The following is a 19,173-nucleotide window of genomic DNA, read 5'->3' as shown; positions in this document are numbered from 1 at the left end:
TGAACGATGAGCACATTTTCTACCCCTGTAGTCACTTCCATGCAGATCATTCCGGTTGCGGGCCATGACAGCATGCTGATGAACCTGAGCGGCGCACACGCGCCATTCTTTACCCGCAACATCGTGATCGTGAAGGATAACGCCGGGCATACCGGCGTGGGCGAAATCCCCGGCGGCGAGAAGATCCGCAAAACGCTGGAGGATGCCATTCCGCTGGTAGTGGGTAAAACGCTGGGCGAATATAAAAATGTTCTGAACGCGGTGCGTAACGCCTTTGCTGACCGCGATGCGGGCGGGCGCGGGCTACAAACCTTTGACCTGCGCACCACCATTCACGTTGTAACCGGTATCGAAGCCGCAATGCTGGATCTGCTGGGCCAGCACCTGGGCGTGAACGTCGCCTCTCTGCTGGGCGACGGGCAGCAGCGCAGCGAAGTGGAAATGCTGGGCTATCTGTTCTTCGTCGGCAACCGCAAGCTGACGCCGCTGGCGTATCAGAGCCAGCCGGACGAAACCTGCGACTGGTATCGCGTTCGTCATGAAGAGGCGATGACCCCGGATGCGGTGGTGCGCCTGGCTGAGGCCGCGTACGAAAAATATGGTTTCAACGACTTCAAGCTGAAGGGCGGCGTGCTGGCCGGGGAAGAAGAAGCCGAGGCCATTTCGGCGCTGGCTAAACGTTTTCCACAGGCCCGCGTCACTCTGGATCCGAACGGCGCCTGGTCTCTGGAAGAAGCCATCAACATCGGCAAACAGTTGAAGGGCGTTCTGGCGTATGCGGAAGATCCGTGCGGTGCGGAACAGGGGTTCTCTGGCCGGGAAGTGATGGCGGAATTCCGCCGCGCGACAGGCCTGCCGACCGCAACCAACATGATTGCCACCGACTGGCGTCAGATGGGGCATACCCTGTCGCTGCAGTCTGTCGATATCCCGCTGGCTGACCCCCATTTCTGGACGATGCAGGGATCGGTTCGCGTGGCGCAAATGTGCCATGAGTTCGGCCTGACCTGGGGCTCACACTCCAATAACCACTTCGATGTCTCGCTGGCGATGTTCACCCATGTTGCGGCTGCTGCGCCTGGCAAGATCACCGCCATCGATACCCACTGGATCTGGCAGGAAGGTAACCAGCGTCTGACTAAGCAGCCGTTTGAAATTAAGGGCGGGATGGTGCAGGTCCCTGCCACGCCAGGCCTGGGGGTCGAGCTGGACATGGATCGCGTTATGAAAGCCCATGAACTGTATCTCCAGCACGGCCTCGGCGCGCGCGATGATGCCACCGCGATGCAGTACCTGATCCCGAACTGGACATTCGACAATAAGCGCCCGTGCATGGTACGATAAACCAGCTGGGACCGCTCCCATAAGCGGTCTCTTGGGTGGTATATGCTTAACGTAACTAATATGCGTAAGGACGGCTTATGAAAATTGTTATCGCACCGGACTCCTACAAGGAAAGTTTGAGCGCTCTTGAGGTAGCGACAGCGATAGAAAACGGTTTTCGCGACATTTTCCCGACGGCTGAATACGTCAAACTCCCGGTGGCGGACGGCGGCGAAGGCACCGTTGAAGCCATGGTCGCCGCGACTGGGGGGCGCATTGTCCCTGTAGACGTAACGGGGCCGCTGGGTGAACGGGTAGACGGATTTTACGGCCTGTCCGGCGACGAGCAGAGCGCGTTTATCGAAATGGCGGCGGCGAGCGGGCTGGAGCGTGTCGCACCGTCTAAGCGCAACCCGCTGATCACCACGTCGTGGGGCACGGGCGAACTCATCCGCCACGCGCTGGATGCGGGCGTTAAGCATATTATTATCGGCATTGGCGGCAGTGCGACCAACGACGGTGGCGCGGGCATGGTGCAGGCGCTGGGCGCAAAACTGCTGGACGCCCACGGGCAGCCTGTCGGACAGGGTGGTGGTGAGCTGGCTAACCTGGCGCGTATCGACGTGAGTGAGCTCGATCGCCGCCTGGCGGATTGCCGGATCGAGGTGGCCTGCGATGTTACCAATCCGCTGACCGGCGAAGAGGGCGCATCCGCGATCTTTGGCCCGCAGAAAGGGGCTACGCCGGAAATGATCGTCACCCTGGATAACGCGCTGGAGCATTACGCGCAGGTCATTGCCAGGGATTTAGACATCGACGTGCTGCACCTTGCGGGTGGCGGTGCGGCAGGGGGAATGGGCGCTGCGCTTTACGCCTTCTGCGGTGCCCAGCTTCGTCAGGGAATTGAAATCGTCACCGACGCGCTGCACTTGGATGAACAGGTAGCGGACGCGGATCTGGTGATTACCGGCGAAGGGCGAATCGACAGCCAGACTATCCACGGTAAAGTGCCCGTTGGAGTAGCCAGAGTCGCGAAACGCTATAACAAACCGGTTATCGGGATCGCCGGCAGCCTGACGGCGGACGTCGGTGTGGTGCACGATCACGGTATCGACGCGGTATTCAGCGTGATTTACACCATTTGCTCGCTGGAAGATGCGCTGGAAAACGCCAGCGAGAACGTCAGGATGGCCGCCAGAAACATCGCGGCGGTACTGAAAGTGGGGCAGGCATTTTAGCTGTGATTGCCGGGTGGCGGCTTTGCCTTACCCGGCCTACGTTCGTGCACCTGTTGGCCCGGTAAGCGTAGCGCCACCGGGCTTTTACCTCAGTTCCCCAACAGCTTCATCGCTTCCCGCGTGACGTTATCCATCTCATCCAGCAGCTCCAGGAATTCTGGCTCAAGCTCCGATTCTGGCGTACCTGCCCGCAATTGCTGCTCCAGCAGCTGGCACAGGTTTTTCAGCCTCGGTACGCCGCTGTAGCCGCAGCTCCCGTGCAGCTTGTGGATAGCCTCAAGCAGGCCGTCAGGATTTTCGCCAACCAGCTGTTCTTCCACTTTATTGCGAATTTCCGGCAGGAAGGCGACCAGCATCTGCAGCATCTCGCGGGCCAGATCCGGTTTACCCGCCGCCTGTCGCAGTGCCAGCTGCCAGTCGAAGGTCGCGTTTTGATTGACGCTAATCTCTGCGGGCTCGGCTGAAAACGTATAGGTTCCGCCGATATGCCCGGGCTTATAGCGCAGCAGCAGGCTGTGCAGCTTCTCTTCGTCGATCGGTTTTGCCAGATAATCATTCATCCCGGCGCTGAGGAGTTTCTCTTTCTGCCCGGCCATCGCATGAGCGGTGACGGCAATGACCGGCGTCTGCTGCTGGTGTGGAAGCTGACGGATCAGTTCGCAGGCGCGAATGCCGTCCATGCCCGGCATCTGAATGTCCATCAGGATCAGATCGAACTGCATCTGTTTAGCCTGTTCAACCGCCTGTGCGCCGCTGTCGCACAGTTCAACGTGCTGCACCTGATCTTCCAGCAGCACGCCAATCAGCTTCAGGTTTGCCGGGTTGTCGTCCACAGCCATCACGGTCATCGGCAATTTGTGTTCGTCGTTAACCAGCGGCAGGGGCTGGTTGCTCAGGCGACAATATTCCGTTAACGCAGGCAGCAGCCGTGTTGCGGTGAGCGGTTTCAGAAGGCAGGCGGCGGCCCCGTCGTTTTTAAGCTCTTCCGCGTTGATTTGCGCGTGGCAGGGCAGCGCCAGCAGCAGGTAGTCGGTCATCGCCGCGGCTTTTGCCAGGCGCTCCTGCTGCATGGTCAACTCACCGGTAAAGGTGACAGGAATACCCATCAGCAAAATATCGTAATGTTCAACGGCGAGCGCGGAGAAGGTCGGGCTGTAAATCACCTCCAGCGGCGTGGTGCTTAACACGTCCAGCGTACACTGGGCGGCTGACGCGTTTGGCTCAACGTAGGCCAGACGCATCCCTTTCAGGCAGTCGGTAATCGGGCCGTCCGTCAACACGTTAGGGTTCAGGTCAAGGTTGATGTGGAACCAGAAAGTGGAGCCTTTATTCGGCTGGCTGTGGAAGGAGATATCTCCTCCCATCTCTTTGACCAGTTTTTGGGTGATGACCAGCCCCAGCCCGGTGCCGCCATGACGGCGGGAAATACTCGCATCTGCCTGGCGGAACGCCTGGAACAGGCGCGACTGATCGCGCTCCGGAATGCCGATGCCGGTGTCCCGGATCTGCACCTCAATTTGCACTTTGTTGTTACTCAGCGCCCGTTTCTCGACCAGAATGTCGATGTTGCCGCTTTCGGTAAACTTAATGGCATTCCCCACCAGGTTGGTGATGACCTGCTGCAGACGCAGCGGGTCGCCAATCACGTTGTCCGGCACGTCGTTCTTGATGTTGAGCGTCAGCTCCAGCCCTTTATCGTGCGATGAATGGGCAAGCAGCGTCACCACTTCATCCAGCGTGCTGCGCAGCGGGAAAGGAATGCTCTCAAGGATCAGCTTCCCGGCTTCCAGCTTCGAGAAGTCCAGCACGTCGTTGATGATGGTCAGCAGGTTATTGGCCGACCGTTCGATGGTGTGCAGGTGATCGCGCTGGGTGGGGTTTAGCTCGCTTTTGAGCGTCAGGCGGGTAAAGCCGATCACGCCATTGAGCGGAGTACGCAGCTCGTGCGACATATTGGCAAGGAACTCAGACTTGATACGCGCCGCTTCCTGGGCGCGCTTTTTGGCGAGATCCAGCTCAACGTTCTGGATCTCCATCTGCTCCAGCGTCTCGCGCAAATCGGAGGTCGCCTGGTCGACGTTGTGCTGCATCTCTTCGTGATAGGCCGCCAGCGACATCGCCATTGAGTTAATGCCGTTTTTGAGCATATCCAGCTCGCCCAACATAAAGCCTTCCACGCGGCTGTCGAGCTGGCCGCGGCGAATGCGGTCAACGGTGTTGACCATGTTGCGGATAGGCCCCGTGACGTCGCGCATCAGCCGCCAGCCAAAAATCAGGGCGATGCCAATGCAGAACAGCATCATCAGGCCCGAGATAAAAATCTCTTTGTACTGCTGCAGCCGGACCGATTTCAGATCAAGCTCCAGCGCCACGTATCCCAGCATATTGCTGCTGGACTTGGCGTCAGACAGGGCTGATTCATCCGGTGAATAGCTCTCTGAGATAATGGGCGTGCGCAGGATCATAATATCGCCCCGCCGGAGCACGGTGAGATGGCGGGGGAAAGGCGAACCGTCCGGGATTTTCAGCTCGGCAGGATCGAGATGAAAATTCGACGTGACGAACAGACGGTTGTGCTCGTCATACACGGATATGGCGCGCACGATCTCGGAGTGACGGCGATGCAGCACGCTGATGAGCTGGCCGATGGATTCACGGTTTTGCAGGTTCATCCCATACTCGCTGGAGACGGCGAGCGGCTCAATGATGCTCGCTCCCGCATCTTCCAGCTGCCGCTGTAAATCGTTATAGCGGTGGACGACAAAGAAGATGCTCAGCAGCAAACCGATGAGAACGGTCGGGGCGAGGATCAAAATCATCATGCGCGCACGCAGGCTGTAGTTGGTCATGGCGTTCCGTTATGGGACAATTAGGACAATTATGTTTATTTGAGAAAAATCTCGGCAATGGCGCAATTCTACTCTGCAAAGCGACGCGTGACGACGCGTCAGATCATAACTGTTGAAGCCACCGAACTTGATCCCTTCGGTCAGGGTGTTGCACGGCACAATGGCAAGGCTCTGTTTATAGCAGGTTTGCTGCCATCGGAACGAGCAGAAATCACCCTGACGGAAGATAAGCGCCAGTATGCCCGTGGGCAGGTGAAACGCCGTTTGAATGATAGCCCTGAACGCCGCGCGCCGCGTTGCCCGTACTTTGGCGTCTGCGGTGGCTGTCAGCAGCAGCATGCGAGCGTTGCCCTTCAGCAGGAGAGCAAAAGCCGCGCGCTGGCGCGCCTTATCAAACACGATGTTGACGAGATTATCGCCGACCAGCCCTGGGGCTATCGCCGTCGTGCCCGTCTGAGCCTCAGCTACCAGCCCAAAACAGCACGTCTTGAGATGGGTTTTCGTAAAGCGGCCTCCAGCGATATCGTGGACATCAGGCAATGCCCCATTTTGGTGCCCCGTCTTGAGGCATTGCTCCCGGACGTGCACGCTTGTCTCTCTACGCTAGACGGCGTGCGTCATCTGGGACATATCGAACTGGTGCTGGCGAACAACGGTCCGCTGATGGTGCTTCGCCATACCGCTGCGCTGTCGAAAAAAGATCGCGAAAAACTGGAACGCTTTTCGCATTCACAGGATCTCGCCCTGTTCCTTGCGCCGCAAAGCGAGATACTGGAGCAGGTTACGGGAGAGGCCCCCTGGTACGCCTCAAACGGGCTACGCTTAACGTTCAGCCCACGGGATTTCATCCAGGTGAATGACGGGGTGAATCAGCAGATGATCGCTACCGCACTGGCCTGGCTGGACGTGCAACAGAGCGACCGCGTGCTCGACCTGTTCTGCGGAATGGGGAACTTCACCCTGCCGCTGGCGCAGAAAGCTGCCTGCGTGGTTGGCGTGGAGGGCGTAGAGGCGCTGGTGGCGAAAGGCCAGGAAAATGCCCGAGAGAACGGGTTGCAAAATGTGACATTCTTTCATCAAAATCTTGAGGATGATGTCACGCAACAACCCTGGGCAAGACAGGGCTTTGACAAGATCCTGCTCGACCCGGCCCGCGCCGGTGCGCCGGGGGTCATGCAACATATTATTAAACTCGCGCCAAAGCGTGTGGTCTATGTTTCCTGTAATCCGGCAACGCTTGCCAGAGACAGCGAAGCATTAGTGAGCGGGGGTTACCAGATTCAGCGTCTGGCAATGCTGGACATGTTCCCGCACACTGGTCATCTGGAATCGATCGTGTTGTTTGAGCACATCTAATGAGTTTGGCTTGTCGACTTCGACAGGCCCTGGTCCCTAAAGGAGAGGACGATGGTTGCGGTAAGAAGTGCACATCTTAATAAAGCTGGTGAGTTTGACCCACAGAAATGGATCGCAAGTCTGGGAATTTCCAGCCAGCAGTCGTGTGAACGCTTAACCGAAACCTGGGCCTATTGTCTTCGCACCACCACAGGGCACCCTGACGCCGAACTCCTGCTGTGGCGCGGCATCGAAATGGTCGAAATCCTGTCCATGCTGAACATGGATATCGAAACGCTGCAGGCAGCGCTTCTGTTCCCGCTGGCAGACGCGGACGTGGTCAGTGAAGACGTGCTGGTTGAAAGCGTCGGAAAACCCGTGGTGTCGTTGATTCACGGCGTGCGGGATATGGCGGCCATTCGCCAGCTTAAAGCGGCGCAAACCGATTCGGTCTCGGCGGATCAGGTTGATAACGTGCGTCGGATGCTGCTGGCGATGGTGGATGATTTCCGCTGCGTGGTGATTAAGCTGGCGGAACGGATTGCCCACCTGCGCGAGGTGAAAGATGCCCCGGAAGACGAGCGCGTGCTCGCCGCGAAGGAGTGCACCAATATTTATGCGCCGCTGGCCAACCGCCTGGGTATCGGCCAGCTGAAGTGGGAGCTGGAAGATTACTGCTTCCGCTATCTGCACCCGGCAGAGTACAAGCGCATTGCGAAACTGCTGCATGAGCGCCGTATCGACCGCGAGCACTACATCGAAGAGTTTGTCGGCGGCTTACGCAAGTCGATGAAAGAAGAGAACGTGCGGGCTGAAGTGTATGGCCGTCCGAAGCACATCTACAGTATCTGGCGCAAAATGCAGAAAAAACATCTCGCCTTTGACGAGTTGTTTGACGTGCGCGCCGTGCGGATCGTGGCGGAGCGCCTGCAGGACTGCTATGCCGCTCTGGGGATAGTGCATACTCACTTCCGCCATCTGCCGGACGAGTTTGATGACTACGTCGCCAACCCGAAACCGAACGGCTATCAGTCCATTCATACCGTGGTGCTTGGCCCGGGCGGCAAGACGGTTGAAATCCAGATCCGTACCAAACAGATGCACGAAGAAGCCGAGCTGGGCGTGGCCGCGCACTGGAAGTACAAAGAGGGCACCTCTGGTGGGGCGCGCTCCGGCCATGAAGACCGCATTGCCTGGCTGCGCAAGCTTATTGCGTGGCAGGAAGAGATGGCCGATTCCGGTGAAATGCTCGACGAAGTTCGCAGCCAGGTCTTTGACGACCGGGTGTACGTCTTTACCCCGAAAGGCGACGTTGTCGATCTGCCGGCGGGCTCTACGCCGCTCGACTTTGCCTATCACATTCACAGCGATGTGGGGCACCGCTGCATCGGCGCGAAAATCGGCGGGCGCATTGTGCCGTTCACCTATCAGCTGCAGATGGGTGACCAGATCGAAATCATCACCCAGAAGCAGCCGAACCCGAGCCGGGACTGGCTTAACCCGAACCTGGGCTATGTCACCACCAGCCGCGGACGGTCTAAAATTCACGCCTGGTTCCGCAAGCAGGATCGTGACAAAAACATTCTTGCCGGTCGCCAGATCCTTGACGACGAGCTGGAACATATCGGCATCAGCCTGAAAGAGGCGGAGAAATTCCTGCTGCCGCGCTACAACTTTAACGAGCTTGACGAGCTGCTGGCGGCGATTGGCGGCGGGGATATCCGTCTCAACCAGATGGTCAACTTCCTGCAGGCGCAGTTCAACAAGCCGAGTGCGGAAGAGCAGGACGCGGCGGCGCTCAAGCAGCTTCAGCAGAAAACCTACGCCCCGCAGCAGCGCAGCAAAGACAATGGCCGGGTGGTGGTTGAAGGGGTAGGTAACCTGATGCACCACATTGCCCGCTGCTGTCAGCCGATCCCTGGCGACGATATCGTCGGCTTTATCACCCAGGGGCGCGGGATCTCTATCCACCGCTCCGACTGCGACCAGCTCGCCGAGCTGCAATCGCACGCGCCGGAGCGCATCGTGGAGGCCGTCTGGGGCGAAAGCTACTCCGCCGGGTATTCGCTGGTGGTTCGTGTCACCGCAAACGACCGCAGCGGCCTGCTGCGCGATATCACCACCATTCTCGCCAACGAGAAGGTGAACGTGCTGGGCGTTGCCAGCCGCAGTGATACCCGCGAGCAGCTTGCCACTATCGATATGACTATCGAAATCTACAACCTGCAGGTGCTGGGCCGCGTGCTCGGCAAACTGAACCAGGTGCCGGATGTGATTGACGCCCGTCGTCTACACGGCGGTTAAACACACTCTTCTGCAGGCCGGGTAAGGCTTCGCCGCCACCCGGTTTGTTTTTTTAATGGAAAAGATTATGACGCAAATCGACCGCCTGCTCGGCATTATGAAACGCCTGCGCGACCCGGAAAACGGCTGCCCATGGGACAAAGAGCAGACATTCGCGACCATCGCCCCGTACACGCTTGAAGAGACCTACGAAGTGCTGGACGCCATTTCTCGCGAGGATTTTGACGACCTGCGCGGCGAGCTGGGCGATCTGCTGTTCCAGGTGGTGTTCTACGCCCAGATGGCGCAGGAAGAGGGGCGTTTTAACTTTGACGATATCTGCGCGGCCATCAGCGACAAGCTGGAGCGCCGTCATCCGCACATTTTTGGCGATGCCACCGCGGGCAACAGCACGGAAGTGCTGGCGCGCTGGGAAGCGATCAAAAGCGCCGAACGCGCAGAAAAATCCCAACACTCTGCGCTGGACGACATCCCGCTGAACCTGCCCGCGCTGATGCGCGCCCATAAAATTCAGAAACGCTGTTCTACCGTTGGCTTTGACTGGACCTCTCTCGGCCCGGTGCTGGATAAAGTGCATGAAGAAATTGATGAAGTGATGCACGAAGCGCAGCAGGCCGTGGTGGATGAGGCGAAACTCGAGGAGGAGATGGGCGATCTGCTGTTTGCCACCGTCAATCTTTCGCGCCACCTGGGGGTAAAAGCGGAAACTGCGCTGCAAAAAGCCAACATAAAGTTTGAACGACGCTTTCGCGAAGTCGAACGCATTGTGGCCTCGCGAGGCCTGGAAATGACCGGGATTGACATTAATGTGATGGAAGAGGTGTGGCAGGAAGTAAAACGCCAGGAATCTGATCTCTAACGGTATTTTGCGATCAAGCGCAATTTGTGTGATTTTTTAAATGACAAGCGCTTGATTTGCGTCAAAAACATTTACCCAAAAGGGGCTATTTTCTCACTCCTTATGTTTGTCATGGCCTGGAATGGAGACGGAGAATGAATGTTTGTGGCGCTCGCCGTGTTCGGGTATACTACTTTCCCGTCTTGGTTATTCCATCGTTTCACCCTAACTTCTCAGGTTCAGCATGACAACGAACTATATTTTTGTGACCGGCGGGGTCGTATCCTCTCTGGGTAAAGGCATTGCCGCAGCCTCCCTCGCAGCCATTCTTGAAGCCCGTGGCCTCAATGTGACCATGATGAAACTGGATCCGTACATCAACGTCGATCCGGGCACCATGAGTCCAATCCAACACGGGGAAGTGTTCGTTACTGAAGACGGCGCTGAAACCGATCTGGATCTTGGCCACTACGAGCGTTTCATCCGCACCAAAATGACCCGTCGTAACAACTTCACGACTGGCCGCATCTACTCTGACGTTCTGCGTAAAGAGCGCCGTGGCGACTACCTGGGCGCGACCGTTCAGGTTATCCCGCACATTACCAATGCCATCAAAGAGCGCATTGTCGCCGGTGGCGAAGGCCATGACGTGGTGCTGGTTGAAATCGGCGGTACCGTAGGTGATATCGAATCCCTGCCGTTCCTGGAAGCGATTCGCCAGCTGGCGGTGGATATTGGTCGTGAGCACGCGCTGTTCATGCACCTGACGCTGGTGCCTTACATGGCAGCCGCAGGTGAAGTGAAAACCAAACCGACGCAGCACTCGGTAAAAGAACTGCTTTCTATTGGTATTCAGCCAGATATCCTGGTGTGCCGCTCCGATCGCGCGGTGCCAGCGAACGAACGTGCGAAAATTGCATTGTTCTGTAACGTGCCGGAAAAAGCCGTTATTTCAATGAAAGACGTCGATTCCATTTATAAAATCCCGGGCCTGTTGAAATCACAGGGCCTGGACGATTATATTTGTAAACGATTCAGCTTGAACTGTCCGGAAGCTAACCTGTCTGAATGGGAACAGGTTATTTATGAAGAAGCGAACCCGGCAGGCGAAGTGACTATCGGCATGGTAGGTAAGTACATTGAACTGCCAGATGCCTATAAGTCAGTTATCGAAGCGCTGAAACACGGTGGTCTGAAAAACCGCGTTTCCGTGAATATCAAGCTGATTGATTCGCAGGATGTTGAAACGCGTGGCGTCGAAATCCTGAAAGATCTGGATGCGATTCTGATCCCTGGCGGCTTCGGCTACCGCGGTGTAGAAGGCAAGATCGCCACCGCGCGCTATGCGCGTGAAAACAATATTCCTTACCTCGGCATTTGCCTGGGTATGCAGGTTGCGCTGATTGAATTTGCGCGCAACGTCGCGGGGATGGAAAACGCGAACTCTACGGAATTTGTGCCAGACTGTAAGTACCCTGTCGTGGCGCTTATCACTGAATGGCGTGACGAAGAAGGTAACGTCGAAGTCCGTACCGAGAAGAGCGATCTGGGTGGCACTATGCGTCTTGGCGCACAGGCCTGCCAGCTGTCCGACGATAGCGTGGTTCGCAAGCTGTATGGCGAACCGACCATTACCGAGCGCCATCGTCACCGCTATGAAGTCAACAACATGTTGTTGAAACAGATTGAAGCTGCGGGCCTGCGCGTTGCGGGCCGCTCCGGGGACGATCAGTTAGTCGAGATCATCGAGGTACCAAACCATCCGTGGTTCGTTGCCTGCCAATTCCACCCGGAATTTACTTCAACGCCGCGTGACGGGCATCCGCTGTTTGCAGGCTTCGTGAAAGCCGCCAGCGATTACCAGAAGCGTCAGGCGAAGTAAAAAAAGTTAGAACGGCAACGCGTACCTTTGGTACGCGTTGTTTGTCTGGAGTTTTAGTTTAACTTGTACTGAGGAAAATCTAATGTCCAAAATCGTTAAAGTCATCGGTCGTGAAATCATCGACTCCCGTGGTAACCCGACCGTTGAAGCTGAAGTTCATCTGGAAGGTGGTTTCGTCGGTATGGCAGCTGCTCCATCAGGTGCTTCTACGGGTTCCCGCGAAGCGCTGGAACTGCGCGATGGCGACAAATCCCGCTTCATGGGCAAAGGCGTCCTGAAAGCTGTTGGCGCTGTAAACGGCCCTATTGCTCAGGCAATCCTTGGCAAAGATGCCAAAGACCAGGCTGGCATCGACAAGATCATGATCGATCTGGACGGTACTGAAAACAAATCTAACTTCGGTGCGAACGCAATCCTGGCCGTGTCTCTGGCTAACGCCAAAGCGGCAGCTGCGGCTAAAGGTCAGCCACTGTTCGAGCACATCGCTGAACTGAACGGCACCCCAGGCAAATACTCCATGCCTGTACCAATGATGAACATCATCAACGGTGGTGAGCACGCAGACAACAACGTTGATATTCAGGAATTCATGATTCAGCCAGTTGGCGCGAAAACCCTGAAAGAAGCGGTACGTATGGGTTCTGAAGTGTTCCACAACCTGGCGAAAGTTCTGAAAGCTAAAGGTATGAACACGGCTGTAGGTGACGAAGGTGGCTACGCGCCAAACCTGGGTTCTAACGCAGAAGCACTGGCTGTTATCGCTGAAGCGGTAAAAGCAGCAGGTTACGAGCTGGGCAAAGACATCACCCTGGCGATGGACTGTGCAGCATCTGAATTCTACAAAGACGGTAAATACGTTCTGGCTGGCGAAGGCAACAAAGCGTTCACCTCCGAAGAGTTCACTCACTTCCTGGAAGACCTGACCAAACAGTACCCAATCGTTTCTATCGAAGACGGTCTGGACGAGTCTGACTGGGATGGTTTCGCATACCAGACCAAAGTACTGGGCGACAAAATCCAGCTGGTTGGTGACGATCTGTTCGTAACCAACACCAAGATCCTGAAAGAAGGCATCGAGAAAGGCATCGTTAACTCCATCCTGATCAAATTCAACCAGATCGGTTCTCTGACCGAAACTCTGGCTGCGATCAAAATGGCGAAAGACGCTGGCTACACCGCTGTTATCTCTCACCGTTCTGGCGAAACTGAAGATGCGACCATTGCTGACCTGGCAGTGGGTACCGCTGCAGGCCAGATCAAAACCGGTTCTATGAGCCGTTCTGACCGTGTTGCTAAATACAACCAGCTGATTCGTATCGAAGAAGCGTTGGGCGAAAAAGCACCATACAACGGCCGTAAAGAGATCAAAGGTCAGGCTTAATCCTGAACCTGCGTTCTGATAAAAACCCGCTTCGGCGGGTTTTTTTATGTCTGCGCTAAAGCAGCTCTCGCACATGACCTTGAGGGCAACATCTGCGATAATTAGTATTCACCCCATTAACAGAGTTGACTATGCAGTACCCGATTAACGAGATGTTCCAGACCCTGCAAGGCGAGGGTTACTTTACCGGCGTTCCCGCTATTTTTATACGTTTACAGGGATGCCCGGTTGGCTGCGCCTGGTGTGATACCAAACATACGTGGGATAAACTCGCAGATCGGGAAGTGTCGCTGTTTAGCATTCTGGCGAAAACCAAAGAGAGCGATAAATGGGGCGCGGGCAGCGCAGAAGATCTGCTGGCCATCATCGGCCGCCAGGGCTGGACGGCGCGCCATGTGGTGATCACCGGCGGTGAACCCTGCATTCACGACTTAATGCCGTTGACCGAACTGCTTGAGAAGAACGGCTATAGCTGCCAGATCGAAACCAGCGGTACCCATGAAGTTCGCTGCTCTCACACGACCTGGGTCACGGTCTCGCCGAAGATAAACATGCGCGGCGGATACGACGTGCTGTCTCAGGCGCTGGAGCGCGCGGATGAGATTAAACATCCGGTTGGCCGCGTGCGGGATATCGAAGCCCTGGACGAACTGCTGGCGACGCTGACGGATGAAAAACAGCGCATCATTGCGCTACAGCCAATCAGCCAGAAAGAGGATGCCACGCGCCTGTGCATCGAAACCTGCATTGCGCGTAACTGGCGTCTGTCTATGCAGACACATAAGTACCTGAATATTGCCTAAAAAAAAGCCCGGTGGCGCTAGCGCTTACCGGGCCTGTTTTGTAGGCCGGATAAGACGCTTTGCGTCGCCATCCGGCGCTTAGCTTCACTCGCCGCGATAGATACAGCCTGCCGTGCAGGTCTCTTTGATCATCACCGCGCTGAGCAGCGGCACCAGCGGTTTCACCTGATCCCAAATCCATTTTGCCAGCACTTCGCTGGTCGGGTTTTCAAGGCCCGGAATATCGTTCAGATAGTAGTGATCCAGACGATCGTACGTCGGTTTGAACGCCGCTTTCAGTTCGGCGAAATCCATGATCCAACCGGTATGCGGATCGACTTCACCTGTGATTTCAAGACGCACCATAAAAGAGTGCCCGTGCAGACGGCCACATTTGTGCCCGGCGGGAACGTGTGGAAGATGGTGTGCGGCTTCGAAGATGAAATCTTTAAACAGTGTGGTGGACATCATGAACTCTCAAATAATGCGGAAAAAACCGCCGCATAGTACCGGAAAGCACATTTTTTAGCATTAACTAAAACGGCCTTTACAGTGACGGCTGCAAAAAGTGACCCAAATTATGGTTTTTATTTTTCTATATCAGTAACTTAATTAATCGCTTTTATCGTTAAGAACGATAACTAAAACAGGTTAGTTCATTTGGTTATTAATTATTTCCATCCCTTCTTTAATTGTTATTATCCTCGCCGTTAACCTTATCTTCAGTTTGGATTTATTCGCTTAAAGTCCGCTTTGCTACTGGAACATAACGACGCATGACAACACAGGCCCCACCTTCAAACTTGCTTCCGCTAAACCCGGAGCAACTGGCGCGCCTTCAGGCCGCGACCACTGATTTTTCACCCACACAGCTCGCCTGGGTCTCCGGTTATTTCTGGGGAATGTTGAACCAGCAGCCTGGTGCTGTGGCGACGGCGCCTGCTGCTGTCGCACAACCCCCGGCCATTACCCTGATTTCCGCCTCGCAGACGGGTAACGCGCGCCGCGTGGCAGAGCAGCTTCGCGATGATCTGCTGGCAGCCAAACTGAACGTGAACCTGGTGAATGCCGGGGAGTATAAATTCAAACAAATCGCGTCGGAAAAACTGCTGGTGGTGGTGGCCTCTACCCAGGGTGAAGGTGAACCCGCTGAAGAAGCGGTAGCGTTGCATAAGTTCTTGTTCTCGAAGAAAGCCCCTAAGCTTGAGGGTACCGCCTTTGCCGTGTTCGGCCTGGGGGATACTTCCTATGAATTCTTCTGCCAGTCCGGAAAAGATTTCGACAGCAGGCTGGCGGAACTGGGCGCAGAGCGTCTGCTGGATCGCGTGGATGCGGATGTGGAATACCAGCCCGCGGCGGCCGAGTGGCGTGCACGTATTGTTGGCGTGCTGAAATCGCGCGTCCCGCAAGAGTCCCCGGCCCAGGCGGCGGTTACCGCCGCTGGCGCAGTGAACGATATTCACACCAGCCCGTATACCAAAGAAGAGCCGCTGACGGCGAGCCTCTCCGTTAATCAGAAAATTACCGGTCGCGACTCTGAAAAAGACGTTCGCCATATCGAAATCGATCTCGGCGACTCTGGCCTGCGCTACCAGCCGGGCGATGCGCTGGGCGTCTGGTATCAGAACGACCCTGCGTTAGTGAATGAGCTGGTGGAGCTGCTGTGGCTGAAGGGCGATGAACCCGTCACCCTGGACGGCAAAACGCTGCCGCTTGCCGAAGCACTGCAGTGGCATTTTGAGCTGACGGTGAATACCGCCAATATCGTTGAGAACTACGCCACCTTAACGCGCAGCGAATCGCTGCTGCCGCTGGTGGGCGATAAAGCGAAGCTGCAGCATTACGCGGCGACCACGCCGATTGTCGATATGGTGCGTTTCTCTCCGGCACAGCTGGATGTCGACGCCCTGATCGGCCTGCTGCGTCCGCTGACGCCGCGCCTGTACTCCATTGCCTCCTCGCAGGCAGAAGTGGAAAACGAAGTGCACGTCACCGTGGGCGTAGTGCGTTACGACATCGAAGGCCGCGCGCGGGCCGGTGGCGCCTCGAGCTTCCTGGCCGACCGCGTGGAGGAAGAGGGCGACGTGCGCGTGTTCATTGAGCACAACGACAACTTCCGCCTGCCGGCCAACCCGGAAACGCCGGTCATTATGATTGGCCCGGGCACCGGCATCGCGCCGTTCCGCGCCTTTATGCAGCAGCGCGCGGCGGACGAGGCACCGGGCAAAAACTGGTTGTTCTTCGGCAACCCGCACTTTACCGAGGATTTCCTCTATCAGGTTGAGTGGCAGCGCTACGTCAAAGAGGGCGTACTCTCGCGCATCGACCTGGCCTGGTCTCGCGACCAAAAAGAAAAAGTCTACGTACAAGACAAACTGCGCGAACAGGGCGCAGAGCTGTGGCGCTGGATCAATGACGGTGCCCACATTTATGTCTGCGGCGACGCCAATCGCATGGCGAAAGACGTTGAGCAGGCGTTACTGGAAGTGATTGCCGAATTCGGCGGTATGGACGTCGAAACGGCGGACGAGTTTTTAAGTGAGCTGCGCGTTGAGCGCCGTTATCAGCGAGATGTCTACTAATGAGCGAAAAACATCCTGGCCCACTGGTGGTCGAAGGCAAACTGTCTGATGCCGAGCGCATGAAGGTAGAGAGCAACTACCTGCGCGGCACCATTGCCGAAGATTTGAACGACGGTCTGACCGGCGGTTTCAAAGGCGATAACTTCCTGCTGATCCGTTTCCACGGGATGTACCAGCAGGACGACCGCGATATCCGCGCCGAGCGCGCGGAGCAGAAGCTGGAGCCGCGCCACGCGATGCTGCTGCGCTGCCGCCTGCCGGGTGGGGTGATCACCACGAAACAGTGGCAGGCGATCGACAAGTTTGCCGGTGAAAACACTATTTACGGCAGCATCCGTCTGACCAACCGTCAGACCTTCCAGTTCCACGGCATTCTGAAGAAGAACGTCAAGCCGGTGCATCAGATGCTGCACTCTGTGGGCCTGGATGCGCTGGCGACCGCCAACGACATGAACCGTAACGTGCTCTGCACCTCGAACCCGTACGAGTCCGAGCTGCATGCCGAAGCCTACGAATGGGCGAAGAAGATCTCCGAACATCTGTTGCCGCGCACCCGCGCCTATGCGGAGATCTGGCTCGATCAGGAAAAAGTCGCGACCACCGACGAAGAACCGATCCTCGGCCAGACCTATCTGCCGCGTAAGTTCAAAACTACGGTGGTGATCCCGCCGCAGAACGATATCGATCTGCACGCCAACGACATGAACTTCGTGGCGATCGCTGAAAACGGCAAGCTGGTCGGCTTTAACCTGCTGGTGGGCGGTGGACTCTCCATTGAACACGGGAATAAGAAAACCTACGCTCGTACCGCGAGTGAGTTTGGCTACCTGCCGCTGGAGCACACGCTGGCCGTCGCGGAAGCGGTGGTTACGACCCAGCGCGACTGGGGAAACCGTACCGACCGTAAGAATGCCAAAACCAAATACACCCTTGAGCGCGTGGGCGTTGAGACGTTCAAAGAGGAAGTGGAGCGTCGCGCAGGGATTAAATTTGAACCGATCCGTCCTTATGAATTCACCGGTCGCGGCGACCGCATTGGCTGGGTGAAAGGTATCGACGATAACTGGCACCTGACGCTGTTTATCGAAAATGGCCGTATCCTGGATTATCCGGGCCGTCCGCTGAAAACCGGTCTGCTGGAAATTGCAAAAATTCACCAGGGCGAGTTCCGCATTACCGCTAACCAGAACCTGATTATTGCCGGCGTGCCGGAAAGCCAGAAGGCGACGATCGAGGCGCTGGCGCAGGAACACGGATTGATGGACGCCGTGAAGCCGCAGCGCGAAAACTCGATGGCCTGCGTGTCATTCCCGACCTGCCCGCTGGCGATGGCCGAGGCGGAACGCTTCCTGCCATCGTTTACCGACAAGGTCGAAGCGATTCTTCAGAAATACGGTATCCCGGATGAGCATATTGTTATGCGCGTTACCGGCTGCCCGAACGGCTGTGGCCGTGCGATGCTGGCCGAGCTGGGGCTGGTTGGCAAAGCGCCGGGCCGCTACAACGTTCACCTTGGCGGTAACCGTATGGGGACACGTATTCCACGGATGTACCGCGAAAACATCACGGAGCCGGAAATTCTCGATTCCATTGACCAGCTTGTCGGGCGCTGGGCGAAAGAGCGCGAAGCGGGTGAAGGCTTCGGCGACTTTACGGTGCGTGCGGGCATCATCCGCCCGGTGCTCGATCCCGCACGGGATTTCTGGGAGTAACATCCCGACGGTTTAACAGGTGTTGTAGGCCGGGCAAACGCAGTGCTGCCCGGCAAAACAGGCTAACGAGGTCTTTATGTCCGTACTCGATCTAAACGCGCTTAACGCATTGCCAAAAGTCGAACGTATTCTGGCTCTCGCAGAAACCAACGCGCATCTCGAAACGCTGGACGCCGAAGGGCGCGTGGCGTGGGCGCTGGAAAACCTGCCGGGTGACTATGTGCTCTCGTCGAGCTTCGGGATTCAGGCGGCGGTCAGCCTGCATCTGGTGAACCAGATCCGCCCGGACATTCCGGTGATCCTCACCGATACCGGCTACCTGTTCCCGGAAACCTACCGATTTATTGACGAGCTGACGGACAAGCTCAAGCTGAACCTGAAGGTCTACCGCGCGACGGAAAGCGCGGCCTGGCAGGAGGCACGCTACGGCAAGCTGTGGGAGCAGGGTGTTGAGGGCATTGAGAAATACAATGAGCTTAACAAGGTCGAGCCGATGAACCGGGCGTTAAAAGAGCTGAATGCGCAAACCTGGTTTGCCGGTTTGCGTCGCGAGCAGTCCGGCAGCAGGTCCTCGCTGCCGGTACTGGCGGTGCAGCGCGGCGTGTTTAAGGTGCTGCCAATCATCGACTGGGATAACCGAACGGTATATCAGTATCTGCAAAAACACGGTCTGAAATACCATCCGCTGTGGGATGAAGGCTATCTGTCGGTAGGGGATACCCACACCACGCGTAAATGGGAGCCGGGCATGGCCGAAGAAGAGACGCGCTTCTTCGGGCTGAAGCGCGAATGCGGGTTGCACGAAGGGTGATCAGCTTTCAGTCCTTTCCCTGTGGGGGAGGGCATCAGACCGTGCTTAAGCCTTTGCCCGGTGGCGCTGCGCTTACCGGGCCTACGGGTGATGGGGGGTTGCTCCCTCTCCCTGTGGGAGAGGGTTGGGGTGAGGG

13 protein-coding genes are annotated in these 19,173 nt (G+C 56.7%); 11 read left to right on the top strand and 2 right to left on the bottom strand.

Going from position 1 to position 19,173, the window contains the following annotated elements:
* Window positions 1-6 precede the first annotated feature (6 nt).
* On the top strand, window positions 7-1,344 hold the full coding sequence (gene gudD / locus FFS28_RS14115) for a glucarate dehydratase (RefSeq protein WP_058608537.1): 1,338 nt from the start codon (window positions 7-9) through the stop codon (window positions 1,342-1,344).
* Between the two features lie 77 nt (window positions 1,345-1,421).
* Window positions 1,422-2,561, top strand: a complete 1,140-nt coding sequence (locus tag FFS28_RS14110) for a glycerate kinase (RefSeq protein WP_006178264.1) — start codon at window positions 1,422-1,424, stop codon at window positions 2,559-2,561.
* A gap of 89 nt (window positions 2,562-2,650) precedes the next feature.
* On the opposite strand, the gene barA is transcribed toward FFS28_RS14110, so the two are convergent.
* On the bottom strand, window positions 2,651-5,410 hold the full coding sequence (gene barA / locus FFS28_RS14105; protein ID WP_137849867.1) for a two-component sensor histidine kinase BarA: 2,760 nt from the start codon (window positions 5,408-5,410) through the stop codon (window positions 2,651-2,653).
* Between the two features lie 57 nt (window positions 5,411-5,467).
* On the opposite strand from barA, the gene rlmD reads away from it, so the two are divergent.
* From rlmD to queE, 6 genes are all read left to right on the top strand, one after another.
* Window positions 5,468-6,766, top strand: coding sequence for a 23S rRNA (uracil(1939)-C(5))-methyltransferase RlmD (gene rlmD, locus FFS28_RS14100; protein WP_137849866.1), 1,299 nt, complete (start codon window positions 5,468-5,470; stop codon window positions 6,764-6,766).
* 51 nt (window positions 6,767-6,817) lie between these two features.
* Window positions 6,818-9,049 (top strand): GTP diphosphokinase, encoded by a 2,232-nt coding sequence (gene relA / locus FFS28_RS14095; protein WP_137849865.1) that lies wholly within the window; start codon window positions 6,818-6,820, stop codon window positions 9,047-9,049.
* Window positions 9,050-9,116: 67 nt separating this feature from the next.
* Complete coding sequence (gene mazG, locus FFS28_RS14090) at window positions 9,117-9,908, top strand: nucleoside triphosphate pyrophosphohydrolase (protein WP_137849864.1); 792 nt, start codon at window positions 9,117-9,119, stop codon at window positions 9,906-9,908.
* Window positions 9,909-10,131: 223 nt separating this feature from the next.
* The gene (pyrG, locus tag FFS28_RS14085) at window positions 10,132-11,769 is read left to right on the top strand and encodes a glutamine hydrolyzing CTP synthase (RefSeq protein ID WP_006178258.1); all 1,638 of its coding nucleotides are present in this window, start codon (window positions 10,132-10,134) and stop codon (window positions 11,767-11,769) included.
* Window positions 11,770-11,851: 82 nt separating this feature from the next.
* On the top strand, window positions 11,852-13,150 hold the full coding sequence (eno, locus tag FFS28_RS14080; RefSeq protein WP_006178256.1) for a phosphopyruvate hydratase: 1,299 nt from the start codon (window positions 11,852-11,854) through the stop codon (window positions 13,148-13,150).
* 131 nt (window positions 13,151-13,281) lie between these two features.
* Entirely contained in the window at window positions 13,282-13,953 is a 672-nt protein-coding gene (gene queE, locus FFS28_RS14075) for a 7-carboxy-7-deazaguanine synthase QueE (protein WP_137849863.1), read from the top strand.
* Window positions 13,954-14,037: 84 nt separating this feature from the next.
* On the opposite strand, the gene queD is transcribed toward queE, so the two are convergent.
* Window positions 14,038-14,403, bottom strand: coding sequence for a 6-carboxytetrahydropterin synthase QueD (gene queD / locus FFS28_RS14070; protein ID WP_167519829.1), 366 nt, complete (start codon window positions 14,401-14,403; stop codon window positions 14,038-14,040).
* A gap of 305 nt (window positions 14,404-14,708) precedes the next feature.
* Here queD and cysJ point away from each other — a divergent pair, with 305 nt between their 5' ends.
* The 3 genes from cysJ (at window position 14,709) to cysH (ending at window position 19,037) form a co-directional block, all read left to right on the top strand.
* A complete protein-coding gene (cysJ, locus tag FFS28_RS14065) occupies window positions 14,709-16,514 on the top strand; it encodes an NADPH-dependent assimilatory sulfite reductase flavoprotein subunit (RefSeq protein WP_137849862.1) in 1,806 nt (601 codons plus the stop codon).
* On the top strand, window positions 16,514-18,226 hold the full coding sequence (cysI, locus tag FFS28_RS14060) for an assimilatory sulfite reductase (NADPH) hemoprotein subunit (protein ID WP_137849861.1): 1,713 nt from the start codon (window positions 16,514-16,516) through the stop codon (window positions 18,224-18,226). The genes cysJ and cysI overlap by 1 nt, the downstream gene beginning before the upstream one ends.
* 76 nt (window positions 18,227-18,302) lie before the next feature.
* Window positions 18,303-19,037: a phosphoadenosine phosphosulfate reductase gene (cysH, locus tag FFS28_RS14055; RefSeq protein ID WP_137849860.1), complete on the top strand. Its 735-nt coding sequence runs from the start codon at window positions 18,303-18,305 to the stop codon at window positions 19,035-19,037.
* The last annotated feature ends 136 nt before the right edge of the window (window positions 19,038-19,173 follow it).

The organism is Enterobacter sp. 2VL (assembly GCF_005503595.1).
Taxonomy (GTDB): domain Bacteria; phylum Pseudomonadota; class Gammaproteobacteria; order Enterobacterales; family Enterobacteriaceae; genus Enterobacter; species Enterobacter cancerogenus.
Note: the sequence above shows the minus strand (reverse complement) of the source record. Positions and strands in the feature narration are given on the sequence as shown.

Excerpts from the sequence above, each read along its gene's own strand:
- gudD (WP_058608537.1), top strand. The coding sequence starts at position 7 with ATGAGCACATTTTCTACCCCTGTAGTCACTTCCATGCAGATCATTCCG.
- FFS28_RS14110 (WP_006178264.1), top strand. The coding sequence starts at position 1,422 with ATGAAAATTGTTATCGCACCGGACTCCTACAAGGAAAGTTTGAGCGCT.
- barA (WP_137849867.1), bottom strand. The coding sequence starts at position 5,410 with ATGACCAACTACAGCCTGCGTGCGCGCATGATGATTTTGATCCTCGCC.
- rlmD (WP_137849866.1), top strand. The coding sequence starts at position 5,468 with ATGGCGCAATTCTACTCTGCAAAGCGACGCGTGACGACGCGTCAGATC.
- relA (WP_137849865.1), top strand. The coding sequence starts at position 6,818 with ATGGTTGCGGTAAGAAGTGCACATCTTAATAAAGCTGGTGAGTTTGAC.
- mazG (WP_137849864.1), top strand. The coding sequence starts at position 9,117 with ATGACGCAAATCGACCGCCTGCTCGGCATTATGAAACGCCTGCGCGAC.
- pyrG (WP_006178258.1), top strand. The coding sequence starts at position 10,132 with ATGACAACGAACTATATTTTTGTGACCGGCGGGGTCGTATCCTCTCTG.
- eno (WP_006178256.1), top strand. The coding sequence starts at position 11,852 with ATGTCCAAAATCGTTAAAGTCATCGGTCGTGAAATCATCGACTCCCGT.
- queE (WP_137849863.1), top strand. The coding sequence starts at position 13,282 with ATGCAGTACCCGATTAACGAGATGTTCCAGACCCTGCAAGGCGAGGGT.
- queD (WP_167519829.1), bottom strand. The coding sequence starts at position 14,403 with ATGATGTCCACCACACTGTTTAAAGATTTCATCTTCGAAGCCGCACAC.
- cysJ (WP_137849862.1), top strand. The coding sequence starts at position 14,709 with ATGACAACACAGGCCCCACCTTCAAACTTGCTTCCGCTAAACCCGGAG.
- cysI (WP_137849861.1), top strand. The coding sequence starts at position 16,514 with ATGAGCGAAAAACATCCTGGCCCACTGGTGGTCGAAGGCAAACTGTCT.
- cysH (WP_137849860.1), top strand. The coding sequence starts at position 18,303 with ATGTCCGTACTCGATCTAAACGCGCTTAACGCATTGCCAAAAGTCGAA.